Raw genomic sequence first — 22,972 nt, 5'->3', positions numbered from 1 at the left:
ATAAATTATTAAGAGTGGATCTTACCTTCTACCAGTGAAGAAGTCGTTATAGGTTGATGCGATTTTTTCCCAGGTTATTCTATCCACAACTCCAGTTCTCCTTAGGTCAAATACCTTTTGAAGACTCTTAACATTTCTTTCTGTTGCTAAGTCAAATATATTATCTATAGGTAGAATTCTTATGTTATATCCGTTTTTAGCTAAAACATTCATATACTCTTTAAGAACAGCAACATATCCATTGTTATCTCCAAGTTTTAGTTCAAATGGGAATGGGAAAAGAATATCTGATGTATTTATATCCCTACCAGAGTCTAATGCCAAATATACAAATACAATATTCCTCCAAGTATTAATATCCACCTCGCCATTTTGAACTAATCCAAAGGTTCTTTGAAATCTTAACACAGCATTTTGTGTTCTTCCATCAAAATCTCTATCAACATTAACTTCTGGTATCTCTTTATATAATGTAGATATCTTTTTAAGCATTGTTTTAAGTCTTCTTACATCTTTATTGTTAAAATTTTTCCTTAAAACATACCCTGGATATCTAGTTAAGTCCTCTACTGAGTAAATGTCTTCTAAATCTACATAGGCACAGTATATAGTATTCCAAAGCCTTCTATCAACTGATTTTAAAATAGGCAAATTAAATGCCTTTTGAAATTCCATTAAGGTTTCTAGAGTTTTATAATCAAAAATACCAGTTATAGCATTTTTCTTTAATCCATAAGCCTCTGCTAGGGTACTTAAATATACCTGTAGCTCCCTTACTTTTCCTCCTTTAGAACCATATTTTAATCCTCCTAATGGATAATCTCCATCAAAACTTGCATCTAATTCTTCAATAATCATATTTTCTTCTGCTTCTTGATCTAATTCAGCTAATCTTTTTACAGCAGTATAAATTGCTGATAATTTATACCAGGTTGCTCTTCCCACTATTCCATCTTGAACTAAATTAAATATTCTTTGAAATACTTTAACGGATGCTTCAGTGTTAGGTCCAAAGATTCCATCTACAGGAATTAACTTAGGAATAGCAGGATAATTTTGTGATATTCTATTTAACTGTTGTTGTATTATAGTTACATTGGAGTTTTTATCGTTTCTCCTTATTGCTGATCCAGGATATGACTCAACTAACCCAGCAATTATTGGAGTTCTTTTTAGTATTTTATCATTACCATAATAATACTGTAATATTTCAAAAGCATTTCTACCACCATTTGCTAAGTCTACAGTTCCCCACTGAGATAACCCATTACATTTAGCTGTTGTACCATTGCAATATTGTGTAAAATATGGTGCATTACTATTAACTATAGAAAAATATTCATTAAAAATAGAATCTACAATTTCGCTTACATTCTCAAATACATTTCCTCCATATACAAAATATTGATCATAGGCTGTAGAATTTGTTATTTGAAATGAATAACCTCTACTTACATACCATTCTGTATAAACTCTGTTAAGGGCAAAGGTTATTTGGGCATAAATGTTGGCTCTTAGGGATTCTTCAGGCCATGTTGGGTAAACTTCATGGGAAGCAACATTTTTAATATAATCTACAAACCTGACAGTGACATTTTGCGCCCATGCACTAGGAGCTCCAAGGTGTACTGTAATATACTCTGGTATATATACTTCTCTTAATACAAAAGGTTGAGATAACACTCCAGTTTTCTGATCTCTTTGAACATCCAATAATAATTGATGAGGAGGTATAACGATCCTATTTTCCGTTGTGTTGTAAAATGAAGCTACACCAATTTTAACTATCTCAGTTAATGATACATTTTGAATAGAAGTAGTTTCATCAAAAATACTAACACCTTCTATTAGTACATTATTATATCCTTCTGCGGTTACTAACACATCATATCTAGCATAAGGAATATATGTTTTATTCATTGGTTCTAATGACAAATTTTTATCGGGAGCATCTAACTCAATAATCTCACTTCTGCCACTTTCATCTACACCACTGTCTGTCTCAAAAATAACCTCTTTTGTTTTTTGATCTCTAATTTTTATCTTTGCACTTGTGATAGGTAAGGCTTCTTGTTCCTTTGAAAGTTGAACTATTATATATCCTTTTCCCATTTTACACCACTAAATATTGATCTAATATATTATATTGATGTAGTTTTGTTTTGATACTGGCACATTGTGTTATAAAAATAATTGTATTAAAGTCAGCGGATAAAAGCTTTGAAAGTACATTGAAGTTTCCGTTGTATGAAGGATTATGCAGATATATATTTGAGCCCTTTGCTGCAAAGGATACTGCAGCTCGATTCTATAAATAAAAAACATAAAAAACCACAACCTAATTAGTCGTGGTTTTCAACAACTTTTACGTAAATATTTATATCTAGTAAAGTCTGGTTGTAGAAAGGGAGTTAAGCTTATCTAGTGGGAAGTAATAATCGATGTATTGCCTCAATACAAGGCCAGTTGCTGCGCTGTCGGGTATTACCTCCTGGCAAAGTACTTCTGAGCGTATTAAGCTTTCTGGCTCATTTATTCCAAATAGTAACCGCATGGATGTAGAACTACTGAATCTGGGATTTATTTCGAAAATTACTGGCATGCAATCTTTAAGGCGCAATTGAATATTTATAGACCCATAGGCTCCCAGTGTACTTGCAACCATGGCACAATAATCTGCAATGTGGTGATAATCATCAGAAACTGCAGCAATAGAAACTCCTTCCAGCAAATACCTTCTTAAAGCGATTTTGGAAATGACCTTTCCCTTTTGATTTATGCAAATCCCTACGGTAAACTCTTGCTCCTCATCTGTAAGGTATTCCTGTATAAGTAGGCTTTTCTTACCCTTTATATTTTCAAGCAACTGCTGCTTATCTTTTACTAGAACAACACCTACTGAGCCACGTCCAAAACGCGGCTTGACTATCAAGGGAAACCCAGTACTTTCAATAAATGAGGAGAGCATACTAGCATCTTCAGGATACCTGATACTTGCAGGAATTTGAAAACGGTGGCGTGATAAATGGCACATGGTCAGCCACTTATCGGTGCAAAGCTCTATCACTGCAGGAGAATTTACAAACACCTTTGCTCCTGTAGATCTTTCAATGGATTCTCTATTTCTTGAATAAAAGGGAAGCTCTGCTGTAGAGCCGATAAATATGGCTTTAATCTGATGATTTATACAAAGATCTTTAATAAACATATAATAGCTTTCTTCATCTACTACCTGTGGTGCGATAAAGCTTTTGTGGGCAAAAAATAAACCTAGGGAATATGGGTTAGAGTCAATTGCTATTGTTTCAACAGGAAGCACCGATTCTTTCAGTGACCTGATAATACCCAGGCCGTATACGGAACCTGCACCTGTAACCAATACACCGATAGTACCATTGATTTCATTCATATTTTTGCAAACTGCTGACAATGTAATCAACCTCCTGTTCTGTTAGTCCTGGGTGAACAGGTATTGAAACTACCATTATACCAACCATAGGTTTAGCTAAAGCGATCATCATTACACTCCTCATAAATTTTTTTACATAGCTCTAGATTTAACCGGTGACCGGATCTGAAGCCTATCACATGTCCCAGTACCTTTTTCCCAAGCAAGCCAAGGTCTCCGAGAAGGTCAAGAACTTTATGCCGGGCAGGTTCATTGGGCCATTTCCACGACCTGTACTCAGCCCCAGATTTCACTACCAATACATTTGAGCTGACTTTCCCAGTTAGGTTTACAACATCTTCAATCTCTGACTCAATTATATAAGAACGGGCATCTGCCAGCTCTTTAGCAAAGGTTTCAGGAGTTATGTCCATTTCAGCTACTTGAGATAATTGGGGCAGATTGGGATAGTCAACCATATAGGTTAGTTTAAAGCCATCGTAGGGAAGAGCTATCAGGAACTTTTCATATTCCATATCCCCTAAGCTTTCACGTTTATATACAATAATGGGCTTAAGTATTTTTATTATTTCCTTCTTGGCATTTTGTTCCACTATCCCAGCTCCTGTGAGGGCTCTATTGAACTCTTTACTGCTGTAATCTTCTGTTACGGGCAGGCTGGCCTGTTCTAGCTCAATAAATACGTTGTCCACACCTAATCCTGATAAGGCTGCCAAGGCATGCTCGGTGTGTTCGATGCGAACATCTCCATCAACAAGAGAAGTCCATCTGTATTCAACCTTTGCTTTTTCAAATGAGCATTTTACTTTAGGGCAGCCTGGCAGGTCATTACGGATAAATATTATACCAGTACTCGGCGGAGCTGGATAAAAAGTTACCTTTGCATCAGTTTCGCCAGCAATGCTAGTACCCATTAAAGAAACCTTTTGTTTAATAGTTGTCTGATTATCCATTTCAATTTCAATTCCTTTCAAATAAACTACAGAAATCAAGAATTTGTCTGGCCCGTTCCTTATAACTATGTTTTAAATAAACCAACCGCTGACCATTGTGCGCTATTTCTTGCCTTGCTGCGGTATTTTTAAGAAAATAATTTACCAGGTCAACTGTATCTTCTGGGGAAGAAGCACATGACAGGTGAACATTATTTATAAATAGCTTGGTGACAGATTGTGTTGGTACCGTAAGCAAAAAACCGCCAGAACCTAGTACTTCAAAAGTCCGAGATGTTAACATGTCATGGTCATTTTGCAAACCTAATATAATTCTAGCTGAATTATATACTTTATTTGTTTCCTCATAAGGCAGTTCACCTTTAAGCATATGTGGTGGGATCTTAAAACCCATTAACTCCTCATTAAAACGGTCCCATCGCTTACCCCAAATAGCAATGTTATATCCTCTTTCCACCAAAGGCTTAAGTAATATCTGAACGCTATCCTTCCGATATGATTTCCACTCTCTTCCGCCATTTCCAATTAGAACTACATCATAATCGTATTTACTGCTTGGAGGTTCAGTCTTATTGAATTCCGGATTGCAGCCAAAATCCAGATGCCCGGCGGGAAGTCCAAACTCCCTGTATTTATTTACACTACCAGGATGTATGGTCATAATTGCATTAGGTTTATAGGTTTCGATACACCTGAAGGAACACTTTTCGGTCCATCTTGGATCTTCAGTTGCCCAATAGACATGTTTCACCTTATATTTAGAAGCTCTTTTCGTAAGCTCGTCTATATGCTCACGGCTATACCTGCGGTAAGCCCATCCAGTTGTTATCATAATATCAGGCCTAAAGTTGTCAACTGCGTCTATTATAGAACTTCTACTTAAATCCCTCAGGACAAAAACAGGGCAGTTAAGTTCCTTAAAACCCTGGGGAAGCCCAAGAGTATATTTAGAACTATGTGCAAAAAACAGTATTCTTTTCATCCTTACACCTCTTTCAACAAAAGCTTGCGTGTGCCAGTTGCACCACAATTAAATAACATATCAACTATAGATAAATTGGGTATAAAGTTGCCCCAAAGCTGTGGATATGCTATAGGCTCATAATCCAAATATTCCAATTTAATACCTTGTTTTTCAAAAATCTCTGGTTGATTATATGCCTTTCCTCCAATACCGGACAGGTAACTGTCAGCAGAAAAGTGGCGGCAGATTGCAGCTATAAGTTCGTTTTTTCGAAGCTCAGAAAATTGAGGTAAATCTGATAAAAACACAAGCTTTGTTTTAAGTCCCAGCAGGTCATATACCAGCTTGATGAAAGCTATGTTGGTATCTATAAGATATCCGGTATCTTGCAATACCTGCTCCATCATGGGGAAAACTTCTTTGAAATGAGGTGCTTTTGCGTAGTTTACTTTGAGTGCCATAAGATGATGCCTTTTCCAACCCGGTATAACAGCAACTTCATTAAAATGCTGCAAGCCCATGCCTTTGCGTTTCACCGGCACAGTTAGTAGCTGAGTCCCTTGGGAAGTTTTGATAAGATTCCTATTATCCAATGAACTGCCTGTTTGAAACTGAGCAGTATCTAAAATAAAAAAAATATCACACTGTGCCATCTTAACAAAATATCCGGGCCAGGGAATATAATTCGGTTGATGACCTGCTAATTTCATTACACCACTCCTTTATATTATTTGCTATTGTGTACTTCATACAAATAGCATTCTCGCAATACCCCATGCCCTCCATAGCCTTCTTTGAAACGGAACAGCCCTGTATTGACTCTACTTCCTTTTAACTCAGTGGAAATACCCCAATCTAAATATGAAAAGCCGTTTTTTAGTCCCCATTCCATCATATAACCAAAAATAAGGTTTAGGGGCCTCTTATGCTGGAAATCATCGTGGTGGGCAATATAAAAACAGTTTATAACTCTATTGTTTAGTAAAAATGCCAAAACACCCGCTACAGGAGTTACTCCTTCATATGCTGCAAAGAGTTTTATTCTGTCTGGATAAATGGTTTTTAGATGTTTGATTTCATCTGATGTATGTGCAGGCTTTGCATTATGATTATGTTTTAGTTTATCTTCCAGAATAGGCCAAAAATCATTTATATCAGCATCTTCCACCACTGATAACCCACTTTTCAATGCCTTCTTATAGTTTCGAAAAGCTGTGTCACTCATTACCCGCTTTACAAAAGATTCCTCACCTTTTTTTAGCTCAAGCACTGTGGCAAGCTCTGTATACTCAATGCTAAAACCAGAAAACCTTAAAGCAAAGTCAAGTTGGTCCGAAAGCTCCTTATGGTAAACCTTTGGAACCGGTTTTAGCCGTATATAGTCAAAACCAGCCATGGTACAATATTCAATAAGGGCACTTACTAATTCCAGGCATTTTTTAGTACTTAGACTGGACTTTATTATCAGTCCTCCATGGGAAGCGCCGGGGTGGGAAACCAGGATACGTTTATCCTCTTGTTGTACTACGGCAGCAGGAAGAACAGCAATGATTCTCTTATCCTCCATAAATATGAGGGAATGATCTGAAAATCTGCCTGAAGGATGATAACCAAGGAATTTTCTCTCCTGCATAAAAGTACCGTTAACTGAGGAACTCACAAATCCCTCCCATTCATTCTCAAGTTCTTTTGAATAGTTCTTTACAAACAATATAATTTCACCACACTTTCCTGATTATAATGCTTACCATTTCCATCAAAAGATGTTAATTTTCTCTCCTCCTTTTGCGAGAGATTCTGAAATGCAATCAGTTATTTTTGCCACAAATTCTATATTTTCTCTGCCGCTAATAGGTTCCTTGTGTTCTCTAATGCATTCCATAAAATGAAGACACTCCAGTGTCAGAGGTTCCAAATTGTCTTCCACTGCCAAAAAATGCTCCTGATCTCCGTTATGGAAGATTTGGATTTTTCTATCGGCAGTCTGTGCATCGTCAAATACCAATTTTGTTTTCGATGCAACCAGTGTCATTTTCCTTGTTTTTGACCTATGAATGAAGCTGGCAAATATAGAAGTTATTTTACCATTAGGGAAACCCATCAGTATATTGATAACATTGTTATAAGGACTTTGAATATATCTTTCACCATGGGCAATTACCCAGATAGGGTCCATCCCTATGAGGTGGCGGGAAAGATAAATATCATGAACTGCCAGATCATGAAGAACATCTACTTTGGGAGCCTGAGAGGTTGAACTGGTTCTGGACATGTTGAAGTAACATAGATCATCAAAAATATTTTTTTCTTCCAGAAGTCTCTTTATCTTTTTCACAGCAGGATGGTAAATCAATGTATGGCCGGCCATCAATACGGTGTTTTGAGCAGTAGCCAATTCAATTAGATCATGACTATCTTTCCTGTTAGTTGTCACGGGCTTTTCTACGAGAACAGCTTTGCCTTTGCTTATTGCTTCCTTCGCCAGTATGTAATGACTTTCAGGTGTTGTGGCTATAATAACCCCCTGTACCTCAATGTCATTTAATATATCTGCTTTATTTTCAGTGAACCTGGTCTGAGGGTAAACAGCAGCTGCCTGATTCAGCTTTTCATAGTCTAGGTCGCAGGCCCACTTCAATTTACAGCCCTCTATTTCATTTACAGTTTTCAGATAATTTTTTCCCCATTTTCCACAGCCTATTAAAGCAAGCTTCATCATTGCATTTACCTCTCAATTACATACTATATGCCGAAGCATCATAAATTAGTATATTCACCACTCATAGAAAATGTTACTTACATTGAGGATCCTCATGTAGTAAAGCGAAAAAAATAAAAGGGACTAGTAACTTAACGCAGATGGTTCAAGAGCAAGCATTATATAGGTATAAAAAATTAAAGATTTAGCCCGTAGAATTAATAAGCTGCTAGAAATCACTGTTCTGGAAGATAGAAAATTTTTAGGTTAAAGCTACTACTCTTATAATAGGTGGTAGCTTTATGTAAAAAATGATATAGAAATATTTTTTACCATTGTAATATAATTTTCTGAATTATAAGATTATATTAAATAGAACTAAAAATAAATCATGTAAATAAGGAGTGTAGTAATGAACAGTTTATTAGCAACAAAAATAAATGATTTTATGGAATTATACTGCAATACATGGGCATTTAGTGGTTCCATATTAGTAGCTGAAAAGGGTGAGACTATCATTAAAAAAGGCTATGGAAAGGCTTCTATAGAACATAGTATTCCCAATACATCACAAACAAAGTTTAGAATTTGTTCTATAACAAAACAATTTACCGCTATGGCAGTGATGATGTTACAAGAAAAAGGCTTATTAGATGTTAATGAAAGCATTACTAATTATTTTCCTGAATTTCATCAATTTGATAAAAGAATAACTATACATCATCTTTTAACTCATACTTCCGGTCTTCAATATTTATTTGGACCAAACTTTCCAATAATGTATAGTAAATCAAAGCATACACATGAAGATATGTTTAATATATTTAAAGATAAACCTCTTTTGTGTGAGCCAGGGGAAAGGTGGAATTACTCTAATTACGGATATTATTTACTTGCATGTATTATTGAAAATGTTTCAGGTATTACCTATGATGAGTTTTTAAGTAAGAACATTTTTCAGCCTTTAAATATGAAGAATACTGGTATTGAAAAAAATAAAGCAATTGTACCAGAGTTAGCTAATGGATATTATCTAAATGATAATGATTTAATCCATACTGATTATGTAAACATGGATGTAGCATTTGGATCAGGGGAAATCTATTCTACAGTTGAGGACATGCTAATATGGGATCAAGCTTTATATAATGGAGGCCTTGTTTCAGAGGAAACACTGAATACTATATTTTCACCATATGCAAATTCCGGAGAAAGAGGAACTGAGGATAATGATTATGGATATGGATGGTTTATAGATGAAATGTACGGACGCAAGAGGATAAGTCACGACGGTGGTGGATTGGGGTTCACAACTGGATTTGACAGATACATCAATGAACAAGTAAGTATTATTGTATTAAGTAATTATGGATTTACAGCAGTTTGGCGTATTACAAATATTCTTGCTGCTATAATGTTTCAAGAGGAATATCAATTTCCAAGTAGACCACTCGAATATGCTTTAGATTCCAAAATATATGAAGAATATATGGGTATATATAAAGGGGACGGCGAGAAACTCACTGTGGGAAGGGCCAAAGAAAAAATGTTTTTTGTTCTAGATGATGAATATATTATACCAATGTATCCAATATCAGAAACTGAATTTCATCATACTTGGATTGATGAGAGTTATACCTTTTATAAAAACAAGAATGGAGAAATGTACTTTTGGGAAGCTAGAAAACAATAATGATCCACTTCAAAGCTTAAAGAGAATTATTTCATAGAAAAATATAAATTGGTTGTTTAGAATTCAAAAAAGCAGTCTGAAAAAGGCTGCTTTTTTAAATTTAAAATGTTTTCTATTTACCTGGAACAAGTATTTTAGCAAGAGGGTAACTTATATATCAATACAGATAAACTTCTTATTCTATATATTTTAATGTAACATCTGTATAAAAATATACCACTTATAAAGAATAACTAACCACTTACTGTTGTTATATTTACAAAGGAAAAAATAGTTAATATAATAAAAATATGGGGAGTGAAAATATGAAAATAAGAATTGAGGTAGATAATAAAATAAGCGAAAATGAAGTTATTATTAGATGTAGTGAACTTAATGAAGACATTAAAAATATTCAAACTATGTTTCACGATATGCTATCATACAAGAAATGTATAACTTTTTATAGAGGAGATACCGAATATTATCTTTCTTTGGAAGAAATATTGTTTTTTGAAACTGAAGGAAATAGGGTTTGTGCACATACCATAGACAATATATATACCGTGAAATACAAGCTTTACGAACTTGAAGAGTTTTTGCCAGGATATTTTATGCGAGTTTCAAAATCAACAATTCTAAATACAAATCATATTTACTCCATAACACATAGTCTATCATCATCAAGTAAGGTTGAATTTCAAAATACTCACAAACAGGTGTATGTTTCAAGATATTATTATAAACCACTAAAAAATAAATTATTAGAAAAGAGGAAATGAGATGAAAAAAGAAAGAATTTTTTGGGGAGTTTTATTTATACTAATGGGTATTTTCTTGATTATAAGTAAGCTTGGATACTTTCCTAATGTTAATGTATTTAGTTTGCTGTTAACGGCTTTTTTAGTAGTAGTTATTGTGAAAAGTTTACTACGTCTTAAATTTGCTGGTGTTTTATTCCCTATTGCATTTATTTGTATAATATATGATAAGCAATTAGGGATTACAAATATTACACCGTGGACTGTATTGATTGTAGCACTACTTGGAAGTATTGGTCTTTCTATGATTTTTCATAAACCTACTAAATGGGTTAATATGGAATGCGATTGTGATGATTACAAATTTGAAAAAATTGATGTGGAGGATGAAAGCCATGTCAGATTTAAAAATTCATTTGGTGGTAGTATAAAATATATTAATACAGATAATTTTGAACAAGCAGATTTTAAGTGTTCTTTTGGAGCTCTGAAGGTGTATTTTGATAATGCAACCATGAGTAATAATAATGCTATAATTAGAATTAATGCTTCTTTTTCAGGGGTAGAACTATATATACCCAAAAATTGGAGGGTTGAGAATAAAACTAATGTTTTTTTAGCTTCTATTGATGAAAAGAATAGAAACAATGAAATAATAACAAATACTTTAACATTAGTTGGGGATATTAATTTTTCAGGAGTAGAAATAATTTATATCTAAATAAATAACTTTAATACCTATGCACTCTATGCATAGGTATTATATTTTAAATAGTATGTCTTATAACTGTTAGGGAGAAGCGTACTAAAAGTACTATAAAACTAGGTAATTAGGAACACAATATGTTTTGCTACCTTAAAAATTTACCAAATTTTCTTGACAACATAATTGTACATGTATATAGTTTACATATAATACATTATAAGGGGCAGAGTTAATGGATTTATTGTTACAGGTACACTATAAAGAAAAAATAATCCTGATGTGAAAACATCAAGGTTTATTAATATTTTACTAAATACTTTAACGAAGAAAGAATATACGAAATTGAGAATTTAATTTTATATATTAAGTTTAATTAGCATAATAGCATTGATATATTTTATGTGGATTATGAATAATATTATAATTTCTATGTATGTCGTATGTGTTCTAGGATTTATAGTAATTTTTCTCCCAAAACTAAACTTAGCAGTACTATTAATGTACATATTAATTATATGCTATACAGCGATTGTTGAATTAATTAGAAGAATTGGACTTAAAAAAACATAGAAAATAAATATAATTGAAAGTATGAAAAGTTGGGGGTAAATACTATGGAATATGAAATTATACATTTAGCAAAGGATAAATGGAAGGAAACTATAATCCCAATAGGTTATACTACAGATAAATATTATGATGTCGTAGTAAATAAAACGGATAAAGGCTTTACTATTGATATAGAAAAGAAAGACTTTAGCGAGCCAGTAACCCATACACCAGAAGAGTATGATTTTCCAGATAAGTTATATGAAGACCACTGGGAGAATGCTTGTGCTTGGGGAGTGTTAGTTAAAGATAAATTAATTGCTACAATTGAAACAGATCAAGAACTATGGTCTAATCGTCTAAGAATTACAGAACTTTGGGTAGCAGAAGAATATCAAAAGAAGGGAATAGGTCATGCATTAATTCAGGTTGTAAAGGAACAAGCAAGAAGAGAACGTCGTAGAGCTATTATACTAGAAACACAGTCTTGCAATGTTAATGCAGTGGATTTTTATCAGCATGAAGGATTTACTTTGATTGGTATGGATGCTTGCTGCTATAGGAATAATGATTTACAAAGAAAAGAAGTTAGATTAGAATTTGGATGGTTTCCAGAAGAAAAGAAAAAGTTAAATGGTGAAGAGGTAGAAATTAGAATGGAAACAGAGGATGATTGGTACAATGTGGAGCTGATGACACAGCATGCTTTTTGGAACAAACATCATCTTGGCTGTGACGAACATTACCTAGTGCATAAATTACGTAAGCATAAAGACTATCTTCCAGAGCTCAGCAGAATAGCAGTAAAGGATGGTAAAGTAATAGGATGTATAATGTATTCAAAGGCAAAGATTGTTGATGGTGTAGATACCCATGAAATTATAACCTTTGGTCCTCTTTGTGTAGAGCCTAAATGGCAAGGAAGTGGAGTTGGTGAGCTGTTATTAAGGGAAACAATGAAGCTAGCTACAAATAAAGGGTATAAAGGTATTGTAATTTTTGGAGAACCAGATTATTATCCTCGAATAGGATTTAAAACCTGTGATAATTTTAATATTACGACTGCTGATGGTAAAAACTTTGATGCATTTATGGGAATTGAATTAGCAGAAGAGAGTATGAAAGGTATAAAAGGAAAATTCTACGAATCGGAAGTTTTTGAAAATCTACCTAAGGTAGAAGTTGAAGAATATAATAAAAAATTCCCAAAACTACAAAAATTAAGATTCCCAGGTCAATGGGATTGATTAAATGTTAAAGGATAAGGCGAAATAATATTAATACAAAAGGTAGATTGGCAGAAATGAATAAAGGAATTAAGTTAGTTCAATATGTTGATAAGAATAATGGGATATAAAGCAAAAACCTCAGAAATAACTGAGGTTTTTATAATTTTTAAATTAAACTTTTAAAGGATCTACGGAGCCTGTGAAAAAAACTCTGTAAATTACTTCAAATCAGAATGATTTGATATTATTTTATTGACTATACCATATGTTATAGCATCATCAGAACTTAACCAATAGTTTCTATCAGTGTCTTTTTCAACTCTTTCTAGTGGTTGACCAGTAGCTTCACTTATAATTTTATTAATTCTTTTACGAACTCTTAATATTTCTTCAGCTTCAATACCGATGTCTGTAGCTGGACCATTAAATCCTCCTAATGGTTGATGAATCATATATCTTGTATTAGGAAGAGAATATCTATTTTCTTTATTAGCTGCAAGATAAATTGTTATACCAGCACTTGCTACCCAACCTGTACCTATCATTATAACTTTTGGGGTAATGAACTTTATCATATCATGTATTGTATCTCCAGCTTCAACATGCCCTCCTTGACTATTTATAAATATTTTAATAGGGTCATTTCCCATTTCTTCAAGGATTAAAAGTTGAGTAACTACTTTTTCTGCTAAAGATTGATTAATCTCACCAGAAATAACTATAGTTCTTGATTTCAATAATTTTTCCATGACTATATTGGGTGTGTCTTTTGAAATTTCCTCTTTTTCGCTCTCTTTACTATAAAAAATCATATTATTTTCCTCCTCTAATCTTAAATATATTTAAGTTATAAATATATAGCCGTATATTTCTATAACCTAGTAGTTGGATTTAAATTGATTAATACGAAAAAATTGCGACTACATTAAGAATCTGTTTTTATAATTTACTATATTTACTATATTTGTTTTAGTAATAACTATACTAACACTAATTTAATTTTTTTACAATATAGTTTAAAACAATTGGTAAATTATAGAAAATAAATATATATTATAAAAGTAATAAGAAAGATATGATTTAACAGTATTAAAATTACTTTTTTATTTAAAGCAACTTTAGGTTGTCAAATTTGTTATACTTAATTGGTAGAAAGATGATAATATTATCAGTATACTTATACAAGAGGTGATTAAACAATGAGTTTTCAAGAACAATTGCAAACACTTAGAAAAGCAAAGGGTCTATCACAAGAAAAGTTAGCTGAAGTTTTAGGGATATCAAGGCAAGCAGTTGCAAAATGGGAAGTAGGGCAATCTTATCCTGATATAGCCAGACTAATTGCATTAAGTGATTATTTTAAAGTAAGTATTGATAAATTAGTGAATGATTATGAAGAAAATTGCCGTTTATATATAGAAGAGAATAAAGATAATAATATAAATGAAGGCATAATTGATTTCTTATGTAGGGCTAAAAAAGCTACATATGCTGGAGAGGGGACAGAGAGTGAATATTCAAGACCAAATTCTCATGACTTAGAATATACAGAAGGAACTTTAAAATATATAGATACATATATAGGTGGAGAGAAGTTTGCAGGAGAGGAAGCAATATGGCAAGATGATATTCCATTTTGGTCAATGAATTATATTGGGAGAGTTTTAGATGAAAGATTTTCAGGGAGTTTTTTGAAGGAAGTTTTGAGTTTAGTAACTAAGGAGAATCCATATAGAGGTCCTATTATTTATCAAAATGGCCAGTATAAATATCATTGTATAATAAATGGAGAATTTAAGTGGTTTCAAGGGCATGAGGAAATATATTTTGACCATATTAAGGTTTATGAATGTTATTTCCATGGAGGATCAGTTAAATAATTAAAATGAATATATGAGCGAGGAATAAGATTATGAAATTGAATAGAAATGATTTATGTTGGTGCAAAAGTGGATTGAAATATAAAAACTGTCATTTAGAATTTGATGAAAAGTTAAGTGATTTAAAAAGAAAAGGTCATATAGTACCAACTAGAAACCTCATAAAAACAAGGGCACAAATTGAAGGAATAAGAAAGAGTGCTGAGATTAATAATGGTCTTTTAGACTTAATTAGTGAAAACATTAAGGAAGGCATGACAACAGAAGAAATAAATAAATTAGCACATGAATATACAGTATCCAATGGAGGAATTCCAGCTACTCTTAATTATGATGGATTTCCTAAAAGTATTTGTGTATCAATAAATAATGTGGTGTGCCATGGAATACCTAGTAAAAATGTAATTCTTAAGAATGGTGATATAGTAAATGTTGATGCAACAACTATCCTTAATGGATATTATTCAGATGCATCAAGGATGTTTATGATTGGTGAAGTAGATGAAGAAGCTAAGAAATTGGTTGAAGTAACTAAAGAATGTTTGAATAAAGGCGTAGAAGCAGTTAAACCTTGGGGATTCTTAGGAGACATTGGAGCTGCAATTCAAGAATACGCAGAAAGTAATGGTTATTCAGTAGTTAGAGAATTCGGTGGACATGGAGTAGGCTTAGATATTCATGAAGAACCATTTGTTTCTCATTTGGGAAAAAGAGGAACAGGTATGGTTTTAGTACCTGGTATGGTATTTACCATTGAACCAATGATAAATGCTGGAAGTAATGAAATATTTATAGATGAAGATGACGGGTGGACCGTTTTTACCGATGACGATTCTCTTTCAGCACAATGGGAGCACACAATTCTTGTAACTGAAGATGGAATAGAAATAATTGCTAGATAGATCATGTGATAAAAGCCTGTAGGAAAAGAAACGTAAAATGGAATCTCTTATAAAAGAAAGCTAATAAAAGAATGGGGAATCTTTTGTATTAGCTTTCTTTAAATCTAGAGTAAGTTATATTAATGAGGGGATAATTAATTAAATTGTAGTAAATACTTCTTCTTCAGAAAGTCTTGATTTAGGTAATTGTGCATTGAAATCATCATTAGCTTTGTATCCTAAAGGAACTAATGCTACAGCGGTGAATCCTTTTTCAGTTAATCCTAATTCTTCATTTAAAACTTTAACATCAAATCCTTCCATAGGTACTGCATCTATTCCAAGAGCAGCAGAACCAAGTAATAAGCTACCCATATTTAAGTAAACTTGTTTATCCATCCAATATTGTAAGTCATTGTAGTCATTTTTATGGAAGTTAACAAATGTACTACGTCCTCCATGCATACCATTTTTGATTTCTTCGTTAGCAAAACGTCCATCTTGATCTTCTTTTTCTAAGATATGTTGTAAGTAATCTTCATCCATTGAAGTTCTTGCACAAAGTACAACTATATCTGATGCAGTAAGTACTTTTTCATCATTAAAAGCGTAGAATCCTTGAGTACTTTTGCTTATTTGTTTTTTACCTTCCTCACTTGAAGCTATTATAAAATGCCATGGTTGAGTATTAACGCTTGAAGCACTAAGTCTTAAAAGTTCTTTAATTTGTTTCATATCTTCTGCTGAAATTTTTCTTGTATTATCAAATTTTTTAGTTGAGTAACGTCTTTCCATTATTTCTATTAAGTTCATATTATATATCTCCTTTTAATTCAAAAATAGTTTATATTAATTTTATAAATTTTCAAAGGCTTACTTGTTTGCCGCCCTTGTATGCTATAATAATATCAACATACTGTTATATGAACAAGTATGCACTTAAAAGTAAGTACTATATAAAAGGATAGTGATATCAAAAAGGAGAGTTGTATGAATAATAAAGAAATAGAAATAAAAAATTGTAGTGAACTGTGCCCTATGGAATTTGCAATGACTCAGATATCAGGGAAATGGAAACTAGTTATTTTATGGCATATTTATGATAGTGAAGTTATGAGATATGGTGAATTAAAAAGAGCTGTAAGTGGAATTACAGATAAAATGTTAAGTAATCAGTTGAAAGAGTTAGTTAGTGATAACATAATACATAAGGAAGTTTATGAAGAGATTCCGCCAAAGGTAGAATATACTTTAACTGAATATGGAAAATCATTAATACCTATAATGGAAATGTTATTTAAGTGGGGAAAAGAACAATTAATAAGATTAAATAATGATAAATAGCTTTTAAGTAAAATTGATAATAATAATTTTAAAAGTTAATTATAAAGGAGAGAGTTATGAAGCATGTAGAGCATACTTTTAAAGCTGTATTTGATAAAAATTCAAAAATTCTTATTTTAGGAACATTGCCATCTGTTAAATCAAGAGAGTCGGATTTTTATTATGGTCATCCACAAAATAGATTTTGGAAAGTTATTGGAGCAATAACTCGATGCTCTGAATATAGAACTATTGAGGAAAAAAAGAAAATGTTATTAGAAAATAATATTGCAATATGGGATACAATAGCTTCTTGTGATATCATAGGTTCAAGTGATTCTAGTATTAAAAATGTAGTGCCATCAGATTTAACTAGTATTTTAGATAATAGCAATATTAAAAAGATATATGTTAATGGTGGCAAGGCATATCAACTTTATAATAAATATTCATTAAAAAAAACAGGAATAGAAGCTATTAAACTTCCATCAGCTAGTCCTGCAAATGCAAGATATAGTCTTGATAAGTTAATAGAAGAATGGCAAGTGATTGTTTAATGAATACCACTGGTTATACTGGTGGTTCAAAAAAGCTTTTAGCTATAAGTAGAAAAAAAGGAACCCTCTTTGTTAAAATAGAAGTAGGTTTGCCAACCACATCTGAAATCAAGGAGGGATATCCATACGGATAATAATAGTCTAGCACATAGTAAATGGAATTGTAAATATCACATAGTATTTGCACCAAAGCACAGAAGACAAATAATATATGGGATACTTAAAAGGTAAGAGTTCATATATTTGAGAGATGAACAAGAAAATAGGTAGATTTAACTATAAAATACATAATAAATATCTTTGACTACTATATAATTATATTATATGTATTATACTGTATATAAATTGTGTTAATAAGCCTCTTATTCATCAAGATTGATAATAGATAATTTGAATTTCATGTGAACAAAACTAGATAATAAGGAATATGTAGAAGCAGTAGAATTTTAGAATTCTGCTGTTTTTTATGATATACTCTTATTTTAATTTGAGCCATAATAAATATTTTTAAAATAAGAGTAAGTGTTTGTGTTAATAATTTAAATAGTAATAGATTTAGGAGGAATTTAAGCATGAACAAATTATTAAGCCTTAAAAATGATGTTGTATTTTAAAAAATATTTGGAGTAAAAGAGAATGAAAAATTATTAATAAGTTACTTAAATTCTATACTTAAACCCATGGGAAATGGAAAATAAATATTGATAGCTCCATACTAAACTTTAGTATTTGTTTTGTAAATGTAGGAGAAGAATGAGTTTGAAAAAATATATAAGTTAACGCATTATGCCTATTTTTTAGTAATTCTCTTTGTTGCTTTCCATTGCAACCATCTTGTATCTAAAACAGTTGCTTTATCTCTTGTCATTATTTCATTGCATGGAAATTTATTGCAAGTTCCACAAAACTCTATTTTATGTATATCCACACAATCAAAAGTATAGCAATCTCCTTTTTGATGTGCTGTACGGCAACCAGTACAATCGCCTTGAATATAATCTGGACAACTACCACAATAAAAACCACATTTTCCTATCAGACTCATAACTTGTTTATTATTCATTGAAACTTAACCCCCTGTATGTTTTATACACAATAGTATCTAACTGTAATATAATAAATCATAGATTATTTACATACAAATTATATCATTAATTGTAAAAAAACAATATAATTACATAAATATGATGATTTTTTTATATAGTCATAGGATAAATAAAGGAAATATTTCTTGATATGGTATAGATTTATTGAGCAGTGGAGAGTGAGGTGATACAATAAAGATGTTATTGATTAAATTTAAATAATAAGGATAAGGTAAAGCAATATCAAGACAAAAGGTACATTGTTATAAATAGAATAATAAAATTGAAAAAGATGAAGGAGTAATATTATAAATATCAATTATAATAAAGGAGGAGCTTAAATGAAAATTGTTAAATTAATAGAATATATAGCTATAGTTATTATTTGTTCTATACTTGATATGACACTTCATGGAATAACTTCGGAGATTAGTCCTTTTCCTAAAATTGCAAACTTCAGTTTTCTTGTTAAAACTATTGGAGCTGTTGGAGCAGCTACGGTATGGATTCTGGTTGCTTTTTCCAGTGTAGCCTATGTGTTTTATAGATATGAAGATAAAATTCTAGGAATAAAGAGTGGAAAAGGGCTGCGATATGGTAGTGCAATAGGCTTATTGTGGTTATGGGGTATGATGGAAGGTGTTTCTTTATCGGGTAATACTTTAACACATGAAATTGTAATGGGAATTTGTGATGCTGGACCGATAGTATTGATGGGATTATTATTAGGTAAATTTACAAGTGATTCCAGTCATATTAAACAAAAGAAGAGGCCTTTTAATAGCGGTAACATATTTTTATCTATTTTCATTTTTTCTATAATCTTTTTATTTGGACGTTACTTTTTCTATTTTACAAAAATTATAGATTCAGGTTATGAGAAAAGACCTTATTTTACTTTTATTTGGACTTTATTAATGGGTACATGTATAGGTATCTCATATTTATTATTAGGTAATACTACTAAATCACAATCAAAGCCTTTAAGTGCAATAAAATTTGGGATTACAATATTCGGGATTAATTGGTTTGCCTTTCTTATTTTTGTCCCAATTATATTTTCGGGGGCGTTTATTGATACACTTCTAAGACTTGGTATTGATATATTGTTAGTTAGTTTAAGCTGTTATTTATCTGAAACTTTAATAAAAACTAACTGTTATAAAAGGAAAGTTCATAGTAGTTTACACAATTTGGAATTGTATGGTGGTGCAGATGAAAGGGAATAGTAAGAGCGCTATTAATTAGAAAAGGAAAGAGGCCTAAACTTACCCCATTAATGGGATAGGTTTAGAACTTTCAAGTTTAGGTAGAATCTGTTCTACCAAAGGTATTAGGTAGGGCAAAAAAAACAAATTCTAAAGCTTTTCAAAGGTAACAGGACGTTTTAAATTACCTAGGAAAATAGGATGTGTACAATTCTTATAATCACTAATTAGTCTTGTAGTCGCTATTTGACTGTTATCATAGGTTTTAAAGTAATATTCACAGGTGTTTATGTTTATAAATGCAGTATATTTAGTGTAATCAAAAGTACCTTTATCTGTAAGAACAATTCCCCTTGGAATTGAAACACTCTCCACAATGTGGAAACAAGTCATTATTGCATCTACTCTATCTTTAGGTACTTGACTATGGGTTTTTAGAAAGGCTGTTCTAACAAATCGTTCTGGAGAGGTGTAGCCACCAGGTAATAACATTGTTCCACCAGCCTGACCAAAGGGTGTTAACTCAACATTTTCCCAACAGGTTTTCTTTTCTTGGATTGTAGATAATTCCATATAATTTCTTAGATTAGTCATATGCCACATAAAATCTTCAGTATCAGTTATTTTAATGCGATATAAATATCAATATCTGCATTTTCAAAGTCACTGTTTAGGTATTCCTCAAAGTCACCTGTAAAGCTTCTGTCTAAGTCCATTTTCCAAATTTCGCCCCAAGCCTTTGCTACTGCTGTTTCCATGTGTCCATGGACAGAGAATTTTGCATATTTCCCAGCAGGAATGATCTTTGTTGTAAACTCACTGTTTTCTGATTTTGATACTTCGTTGCCTGCGGTAACAAGATAACTGTCTTCTTTATAATCGGAATAAAGTCCAATTGCATATTCATTTACTTTATTCTTGATTTTTGCATTGACGCCACCTTGATATAAATCAACCCAAAGCTTGCCGATTTTCTCACCCATTTTAGGATCTTCGTTGCTTGTTGTCACACTTACACCAACAATAATTTTTTCTTCAAGATTTACAATTTCATAGTTCATTTTAACTACCTCCATATATTTGATATATTTATAATAAATCAAATAATATGTCAACAGTATGTCATATTATAAATAATTGTTCAGCATTTTTTGTATTTCTTCTTTTATGGAGTTTCTTATATCAAAAGGTTCTAATACCTCGCAATGGCTACCAAAAGAAGCTATATAAGGAAATAGCCATTCACCCATAGGATAAATTGTTTCAGTTATAAAACTGCCGTCAACTTCTTTAGTATATTTATCAAACTCGTCATAAACTCGAAAAGCCATATGGGGAGACAGTTTTAATTTCAAAGTGATATATTGCTCATTAAACATGTTATCAGCTTTAAATATAGGCCCCATAACTTTTCGATGAAAATGTTTATCTGTAACCACAATATCCTTTATACGACTTAGTTTGAAAAATCGAAAATCCTGCCTTAAAGTACAATAGGCATATAAATAACGTGCCATACCTTTAAAACAAAGCTTTAAAGGTTCTACCTCTCGTGTAGTTCTTTCGCCTTTTCCGCTTGAATAAGTAAAACTCATTATTTTATTAGATAAGATTGCTGATTTAATATCATTAAAGGATTTAGATTCTTTCTCCGAATTGTACCAAGATGAAAAATCCACTTCAATCCAATCGGAGTTATTCTCTCCAAATAGGCTGCCTAATTTTTGTAATGCAGAATCTGTTTCATTGAAATTGATTGCACCAACTGCTTGTAGTGAGGATAAAATATCAGATTTTTCTTCTTCGGTTAGTACGGCTTTGTTCAGCACAAATTCATCTAAAATAGATATTCCGCCACCTTTGCCTTTGGTCATATAAACAGGAATACCTGCTGATGATAATGTTTCAATATCACGATAAATGGTTCTACTAGAAACTTCAAACTTCTCAGCAAGTTCTCTTGCTGTAACGTTTTTTTTATCAAGAAGTATGTATATTATTTCAAACATTCGGTTGATTTGCATATCTTCACCTCTATCATATTATAACACATGAATATGACATCCATATGTCGTATTTATATACTGCAAAATAAAGAATGGCAGCCACGTTATGGCTACCACTTATAAGTTTGAGAAATCCCCTTTACAGATGAGATGTATTCCGTTGGTGACATTCCAGTTAACTTTTTAAACTGTTTGGAAAAATGCTGCAAAGAATTATAAGAAAGAAAATATGCGATTTCAGTGATATTCATATTCCCATCACGAATAATTTCCTTTGCACGCTCAATCTTCATATATATGAAATAATCAATTACTCCACAGTTTTTATTTTTGTGGAAGAGTGAATGTAAGGTGGAACGGCTGATAGAAAATTCATTGCAAATATCTGAAATTTTAATTTGCTCACAAATGTGTAGCTGCAAATAATGCAAAATTTGTTCAAATACATAGGATTCATTAGAGCTATCCCAAGACTGTTTTGTAAAAGAAGGTAGGTTATTAACTCTTTCATCATCACAATGATGCCTCTTTATATGAATTAGAAATTGTTCCAGATACAACAAAATCAATTGTTGTGAGCCAAAAGGTGCACTGGAAGAGAGTTTTACTTGTTCAATGGAAGGGATATGGAGTGGAGTTGAAAATGCAGTGCGCGCTTCTGAAATAATTTGTGCAATTAAAGTTTTTTCTATAGAAGACAGTGTGGTAACTTTACCAGTAAAAAAATCCATTGAAGGGGAATTGCACAAAAATGAAATTGCCACTAAATTAGGCGATTTCCTTCCTATTGCCTTCACAGCGTGAAATTCATTTGGTCTGTGAAAAATGATATCTCCAGCATGGAGTTGATAATGCTCAGAGGCTGCTTGTACCATAACTGTTCCTTTGTCTACATATAGGAATTCCCAAAAATCATGAGACTCACCATGGAAAACAAAATCTTTCAAGTACTCAAAATAGTGAATGGTGATGATTTCAGTGATTTCAATTTCTTTTTTTAATCTAGTACTGATATAAGCCATACAACCAACTCCTTACTTATGCATTATTATCAATTTATTTTAGCAAATATAACAAAAGAATACAATTTA

The 22,972-nt window shown here is 32.1% G+C and carries 25 protein-coding genes and 1 pseudogene; 12 read left to right on the top strand and 14 right to left on the bottom strand.

What is annotated here, in order from left to right:
- Nucleotides 1-21 precede the first annotated feature (21 nt).
- Complete coding sequence (locus tag IO99_RS13005) at nt 22-2,112, bottom strand: peptidoglycan-binding protein (RefSeq protein ID WP_035134093.1); 2,091 nt, start codon at nt 2,110-2,112, stop codon at nt 22-24.
- Nucleotides 2,113-2,162: 50 nt separating this feature from the next.
- On the opposite strand from IO99_RS13005, the gene IO99_RS19125 reads away from it, so the two are divergent.
- The gene (locus IO99_RS19125) at nt 2,163-2,318 is read left to right on the top strand and encodes a hypothetical protein (protein WP_156964367.1); all 156 of its coding nucleotides are present in this window, start codon (nt 2,163-2,165) and stop codon (nt 2,316-2,318) included.
- 65 nt (nt 2,319-2,383) lie between these two features.
- On the opposite strand, the gene IO99_RS13000 is transcribed toward IO99_RS19125, so the two are convergent.
- From IO99_RS13000 to IO99_RS12975, 6 genes are all read right to left on the bottom strand, one after another.
- Nucleotides 2,384-3,430 (bottom strand): ATP-grasp domain-containing protein, encoded by a 1,047-nt coding sequence (locus IO99_RS13000; RefSeq protein ID WP_156964366.1) that lies wholly within the window; start codon nt 3,428-3,430, stop codon nt 2,384-2,386.
- 71 nt (nt 3,431-3,501) lie between these two features.
- Nucleotides 3,502-4,383, bottom strand: coding sequence for a UDP-3-O-acyl-N-acetylglucosamine deacetylase (locus IO99_RS12995; protein WP_156964365.1), 882 nt, complete (start codon nt 4,381-4,383; stop codon nt 3,502-3,504).
- Entirely contained in the window at nt 4,370-5,344 is a 975-nt protein-coding gene (locus tag IO99_RS12990) for a CgeB family protein (RefSeq protein ID WP_035134086.1), read from the bottom strand. Before IO99_RS12990 ends, IO99_RS12995 begins: the two co-directional genes overlap by 14 nt.
- A gap of 2 nt (nt 5,345-5,346) precedes the next feature.
- Complete coding sequence (locus IO99_RS12985) at nt 5,347-6,036, bottom strand: WbqC family protein (RefSeq protein ID WP_051824107.1); 690 nt, start codon at nt 6,034-6,036, stop codon at nt 5,347-5,349.
- 17 nt (nt 6,037-6,053) lie between these two features.
- Nucleotides 6,054-7,037 carry a peptidoglycan bridge formation glycyltransferase FemA/FemB family protein gene (locus IO99_RS12980; protein WP_035134084.1) on the bottom strand — a complete coding sequence of 328 codons (984 nt, stop codon included), beginning with the start codon at nt 7,035-7,037 and terminating at the stop codon, nt 6,054-6,056.
- Nucleotides 7,038-7,082: 45 nt separating this feature from the next.
- Nucleotides 7,083-8,045: a Gfo/Idh/MocA family protein gene (locus IO99_RS12975; RefSeq protein WP_035134082.1), complete on the bottom strand. Its 963-nt coding sequence runs from the start codon at nt 8,043-8,045 to the stop codon at nt 7,083-7,085.
- A gap of 391 nt (nt 8,046-8,436) precedes the next feature.
- Here IO99_RS12975 and IO99_RS12970 point away from each other — a divergent pair, with 391 nt between their 5' ends.
- The 4 genes from IO99_RS12970 to IO99_RS19350 all read left to right on the top strand — a co-directional run bounded on the left by IO99_RS12970 (nt 8,437) and on the right by IO99_RS19350 (nt 12,959).
- Nucleotides 8,437-9,717, top strand: a complete 1,281-nt coding sequence (locus IO99_RS12970) for a serine hydrolase domain-containing protein (RefSeq protein WP_051824104.1) — start codon at nt 8,437-8,439, stop codon at nt 9,715-9,717.
- A 305-nt stretch (nt 9,718-10,022) separates the two neighbouring features.
- Complete coding sequence (locus IO99_RS12965) at nt 10,023-10,478, top strand: LytTR family DNA-binding domain-containing protein (RefSeq protein WP_035134080.1); 456 nt, start codon at nt 10,023-10,025, stop codon at nt 10,476-10,478.
- Nucleotide 10,479: 1 nt separating this feature from the next.
- The gene (locus IO99_RS12960; RefSeq protein WP_035134078.1) at nt 10,480-11,178 is read left to right on the top strand and encodes a LiaF transmembrane domain-containing protein; all 699 of its coding nucleotides are present in this window, start codon (nt 10,480-10,482) and stop codon (nt 11,176-11,178) included.
- Nucleotides 11,179-11,777: 599 nt separating this feature from the next.
- Nucleotides 11,778-12,959: a GNAT family N-acetyltransferase gene (locus IO99_RS19350; protein WP_198028587.1), complete on the top strand. Its 1,182-nt coding sequence runs from the start codon at nt 11,778-11,780 to the stop codon at nt 12,957-12,959.
- A 200-nt stretch (nt 12,960-13,159) separates the two neighbouring features.
- Here IO99_RS19350 and IO99_RS12945 read toward each other — a convergent pair whose 3' ends face one another.
- A complete protein-coding gene (locus IO99_RS12945) occupies nt 13,160-13,753 on the bottom strand; it encodes an ATP-dependent Clp protease proteolytic subunit (RefSeq protein ID WP_035134076.1) in 594 nt (197 codons plus the stop codon).
- Nucleotides 13,754-14,140: 387 nt separating this feature from the next.
- On the opposite strand from IO99_RS12945, the gene IO99_RS12940 reads away from it, so the two are divergent.
- Both IO99_RS12940 and IO99_RS12935 read left to right on the top strand, forming a co-directional pair.
- Nucleotides 14,141-14,821, top strand: a complete 681-nt coding sequence (locus tag IO99_RS12940) for a DUF5680 domain-containing protein (RefSeq protein WP_035134074.1) — start codon at nt 14,141-14,143, stop codon at nt 14,819-14,821.
- A gap of 32 nt (nt 14,822-14,853) precedes the next feature.
- Complete coding sequence (locus tag IO99_RS12935) at nt 14,854-15,723, top strand: methionyl aminopeptidase (RefSeq protein WP_035134072.1); 870 nt, start codon at nt 14,854-14,856, stop codon at nt 15,721-15,723.
- Nucleotides 15,724-15,861: 138 nt separating this feature from the next.
- Here IO99_RS12935 and nfsB read toward each other — a convergent pair whose 3' ends face one another.
- A complete protein-coding gene (nfsB, locus tag IO99_RS12930; RefSeq protein WP_035134070.1) occupies nt 15,862-16,515 on the bottom strand; it encodes an oxygen-insensitive NAD(P)H nitroreductase in 654 nt (217 codons plus the stop codon).
- A gap of 177 nt (nt 16,516-16,692) precedes the next feature.
- Here nfsB and IO99_RS12925 point away from each other — a divergent pair, with 177 nt between their 5' ends.
- The 4 genes and pseudogenes from IO99_RS12925 to IO99_RS18780 form a co-directional block, all read left to right on the top strand.
- On the top strand, nt 16,693-17,046 hold the full coding sequence (locus IO99_RS12925; protein ID WP_035134068.1) for a winged helix-turn-helix transcriptional regulator: 354 nt from the start codon (nt 16,693-16,695) through the stop codon (nt 17,044-17,046).
- A 56-nt stretch (nt 17,047-17,102) separates the two neighbouring features.
- Nucleotides 17,103-17,582, top strand: coding sequence for a DNA-deoxyinosine glycosylase (locus IO99_RS12920; protein WP_035134066.1), 480 nt, complete (start codon nt 17,103-17,105; stop codon nt 17,580-17,582).
- The gene (locus IO99_RS19685; RefSeq protein ID WP_278245249.1) at nt 17,582-17,716 is read left to right on the top strand and encodes a hypothetical protein; all 135 of its coding nucleotides are present in this window, start codon (nt 17,582-17,584) and stop codon (nt 17,714-17,716) included. The genes IO99_RS12920 and IO99_RS19685 overlap by 1 nt, the downstream gene beginning before the upstream one ends.
- A pseudogene (locus tag IO99_RS18780) lies at nt 17,703-17,810 on the top strand (IS200/IS605 family transposase); the annotation flags it as partial. The gene IO99_RS19685 and the pseudogene IO99_RS18780, both read left to right, overlap by 14 nt.
- Before the next feature lie 562 nt (nt 17,811-18,372).
- Here IO99_RS18780 and IO99_RS12915 read toward each other — a convergent pair.
- Nucleotides 18,373-18,645 carry a DUF3795 domain-containing protein gene (locus tag IO99_RS12915; RefSeq protein ID WP_035134065.1) on the bottom strand — a complete coding sequence of 91 codons (273 nt, stop codon included), beginning with the start codon at nt 18,643-18,645 and terminating at the stop codon, nt 18,373-18,375.
- A gap of 363 nt (nt 18,646-19,008) precedes the next feature.
- Between IO99_RS12915 and IO99_RS12910 the strand changes: the two genes are divergently transcribed.
- Entirely contained in the window at nt 19,009-19,896 is an 888-nt protein-coding gene (locus IO99_RS12910) for a hypothetical protein (protein WP_035134063.1), read from the top strand.
- Between the two features lie 129 nt (nt 19,897-20,025).
- Here the strand turns inward: IO99_RS12910 and IO99_RS12905 are convergent, their stop codons facing one another.
- From IO99_RS12905 to IO99_RS12890, 4 genes are all read right to left on the bottom strand, one after another.
- Nucleotides 20,026-20,499: a linear amide C-N hydrolase gene (locus IO99_RS12905; protein ID WP_278245251.1), complete on the bottom strand. Its 474-nt coding sequence runs from the start codon at nt 20,497-20,499 to the stop codon at nt 20,026-20,028.
- Entirely contained in the window at nt 20,496-20,936 is a 441-nt protein-coding gene (locus tag IO99_RS12900; protein WP_035134061.1) for a GyrI-like domain-containing protein, read from the bottom strand. Before IO99_RS12900 ends, IO99_RS12905 begins: the two co-directional genes overlap by 4 nt.
- A gap of 66 nt (nt 20,937-21,002) precedes the next feature.
- Entirely contained in the window at nt 21,003-21,899 is an 897-nt protein-coding gene (locus tag IO99_RS12895; RefSeq protein WP_035134059.1) for a helix-turn-helix transcriptional regulator, read from the bottom strand.
- Between the two features lie 92 nt (nt 21,900-21,991).
- Nucleotides 21,992-22,903 carry an AraC family transcriptional regulator gene (locus IO99_RS12890; protein WP_035134057.1) on the bottom strand — a complete coding sequence of 304 codons (912 nt, stop codon included), beginning with the start codon at nt 22,901-22,903 and terminating at the stop codon, nt 21,992-21,994.
- Between the last annotated feature and the right edge of the window lie 69 nt (nt 22,904-22,972).

The organism is Clostridium sulfidigenes (assembly GCF_000732635.1).
GTDB lineage: Bacteria > Bacillota > Clostridia > Clostridiales > Clostridiaceae > Clostridium_J > Clostridium_J sulfidigenes.
The sequence above is the reverse complement of the archived record's forward strand: the minus strand, read 5'-3'. Positions and strand labels throughout refer to the sequence as shown.

Bases quoted from the DNA above. Each gene is read 5' to 3' on its own strand.
- IO99_RS13005 (WP_035134093.1), bottom strand. From the start codon at position 2,112: ATGGGAAAAGGATATATAATAGTTCAACTTTCAAAGGAACAAGAAGCC.
- IO99_RS12990 (WP_035134086.1), bottom strand. From the start codon at position 5,344: ATGAAAAGAATACTGTTTTTTGCACATAGTTCTAAATATACTCTTGGG.
- IO99_RS12985 (WP_051824107.1), bottom strand. From the start codon at position 6,036: ATGAAATTAGCAGGTCATCAACCGAATTATATTCCCTGGCCCGGATAT.
- IO99_RS12975 (WP_035134082.1), bottom strand. From the start codon at position 8,045: ATGATGAAGCTTGCTTTAATAGGCTGTGGAAAATGGGGAAAAAATTAT.
- IO99_RS12970 (WP_051824104.1), top strand. From the start codon at position 8,437: ATGAACAGTTTATTAGCAACAAAAATAAATGATTTTATGGAATTATAC.
- IO99_RS12965 (WP_035134080.1), top strand. From the start codon at position 10,023: ATGAAAATAAGAATTGAGGTAGATAATAAAATAAGCGAAAATGAAGTT.
- IO99_RS12960 (WP_035134078.1), top strand. From the start codon at position 10,480: ATGAAAAAAGAAAGAATTTTTTGGGGAGTTTTATTTATACTAATGGGT.
- IO99_RS19350 (WP_198028587.1), top strand. From the start codon at position 11,778: ATGGAATATGAAATTATACATTTAGCAAAGGATAAATGGAAGGAAACT.
- IO99_RS12945 (WP_035134076.1), bottom strand. From the start codon at position 13,753: ATGATTTTTTATAGTAAAGAGAGCGAAAAAGAGGAAATTTCAAAAGAC.
- IO99_RS12940 (WP_035134074.1), top strand. From the start codon at position 14,141: ATGAGTTTTCAAGAACAATTGCAAACACTTAGAAAAGCAAAGGGTCTA.
- IO99_RS12935 (WP_035134072.1), top strand. From the start codon at position 14,854: ATGAAATTGAATAGAAATGATTTATGTTGGTGCAAAAGTGGATTGAAA.
- nfsB (WP_035134070.1), bottom strand. From the start codon at position 16,515: ATGAACTTAATAGAAATAATGGAAAGACGTTACTCAACTAAAAAATTT.
- IO99_RS12925 (WP_035134068.1), top strand. From the start codon at position 16,693: ATGAATAATAAAGAAATAGAAATAAAAAATTGTAGTGAACTGTGCCCT.
- IO99_RS12920 (WP_035134066.1), top strand. From the start codon at position 17,103: ATGAAGCATGTAGAGCATACTTTTAAAGCTGTATTTGATAAAAATTCA.
- IO99_RS19685 (WP_278245249.1), top strand. From the start codon at position 17,582: ATGAATACCACTGGTTATACTGGTGGTTCAAAAAAGCTTTTAGCTATA.
- IO99_RS12915 (WP_035134065.1), bottom strand. From the start codon at position 18,645: ATGAATAATAAACAAGTTATGAGTCTGATAGGAAAATGTGGTTTTTAT.
- IO99_RS12910 (WP_035134063.1), top strand. From the start codon at position 19,009: ATGAAAATTGTTAAATTAATAGAATATATAGCTATAGTTATTATTTGT.
- IO99_RS12900 (WP_035134061.1), bottom strand. From the start codon at position 20,936: ATGAACTATGAAATTGTAAATCTTGAAGAAAAAATTATTGTTGGTGTA.
- IO99_RS12895 (WP_035134059.1), bottom strand. From the start codon at position 21,899: ATGCAAATCAACCGAATGTTTGAAATAATATACATACTTCTTGATAAA.
- IO99_RS12890 (WP_035134057.1), bottom strand. From the start codon at position 22,903: ATGGCTTATATCAGTACTAGATTAAAAAAAGAAATTGAAATCACTGAA.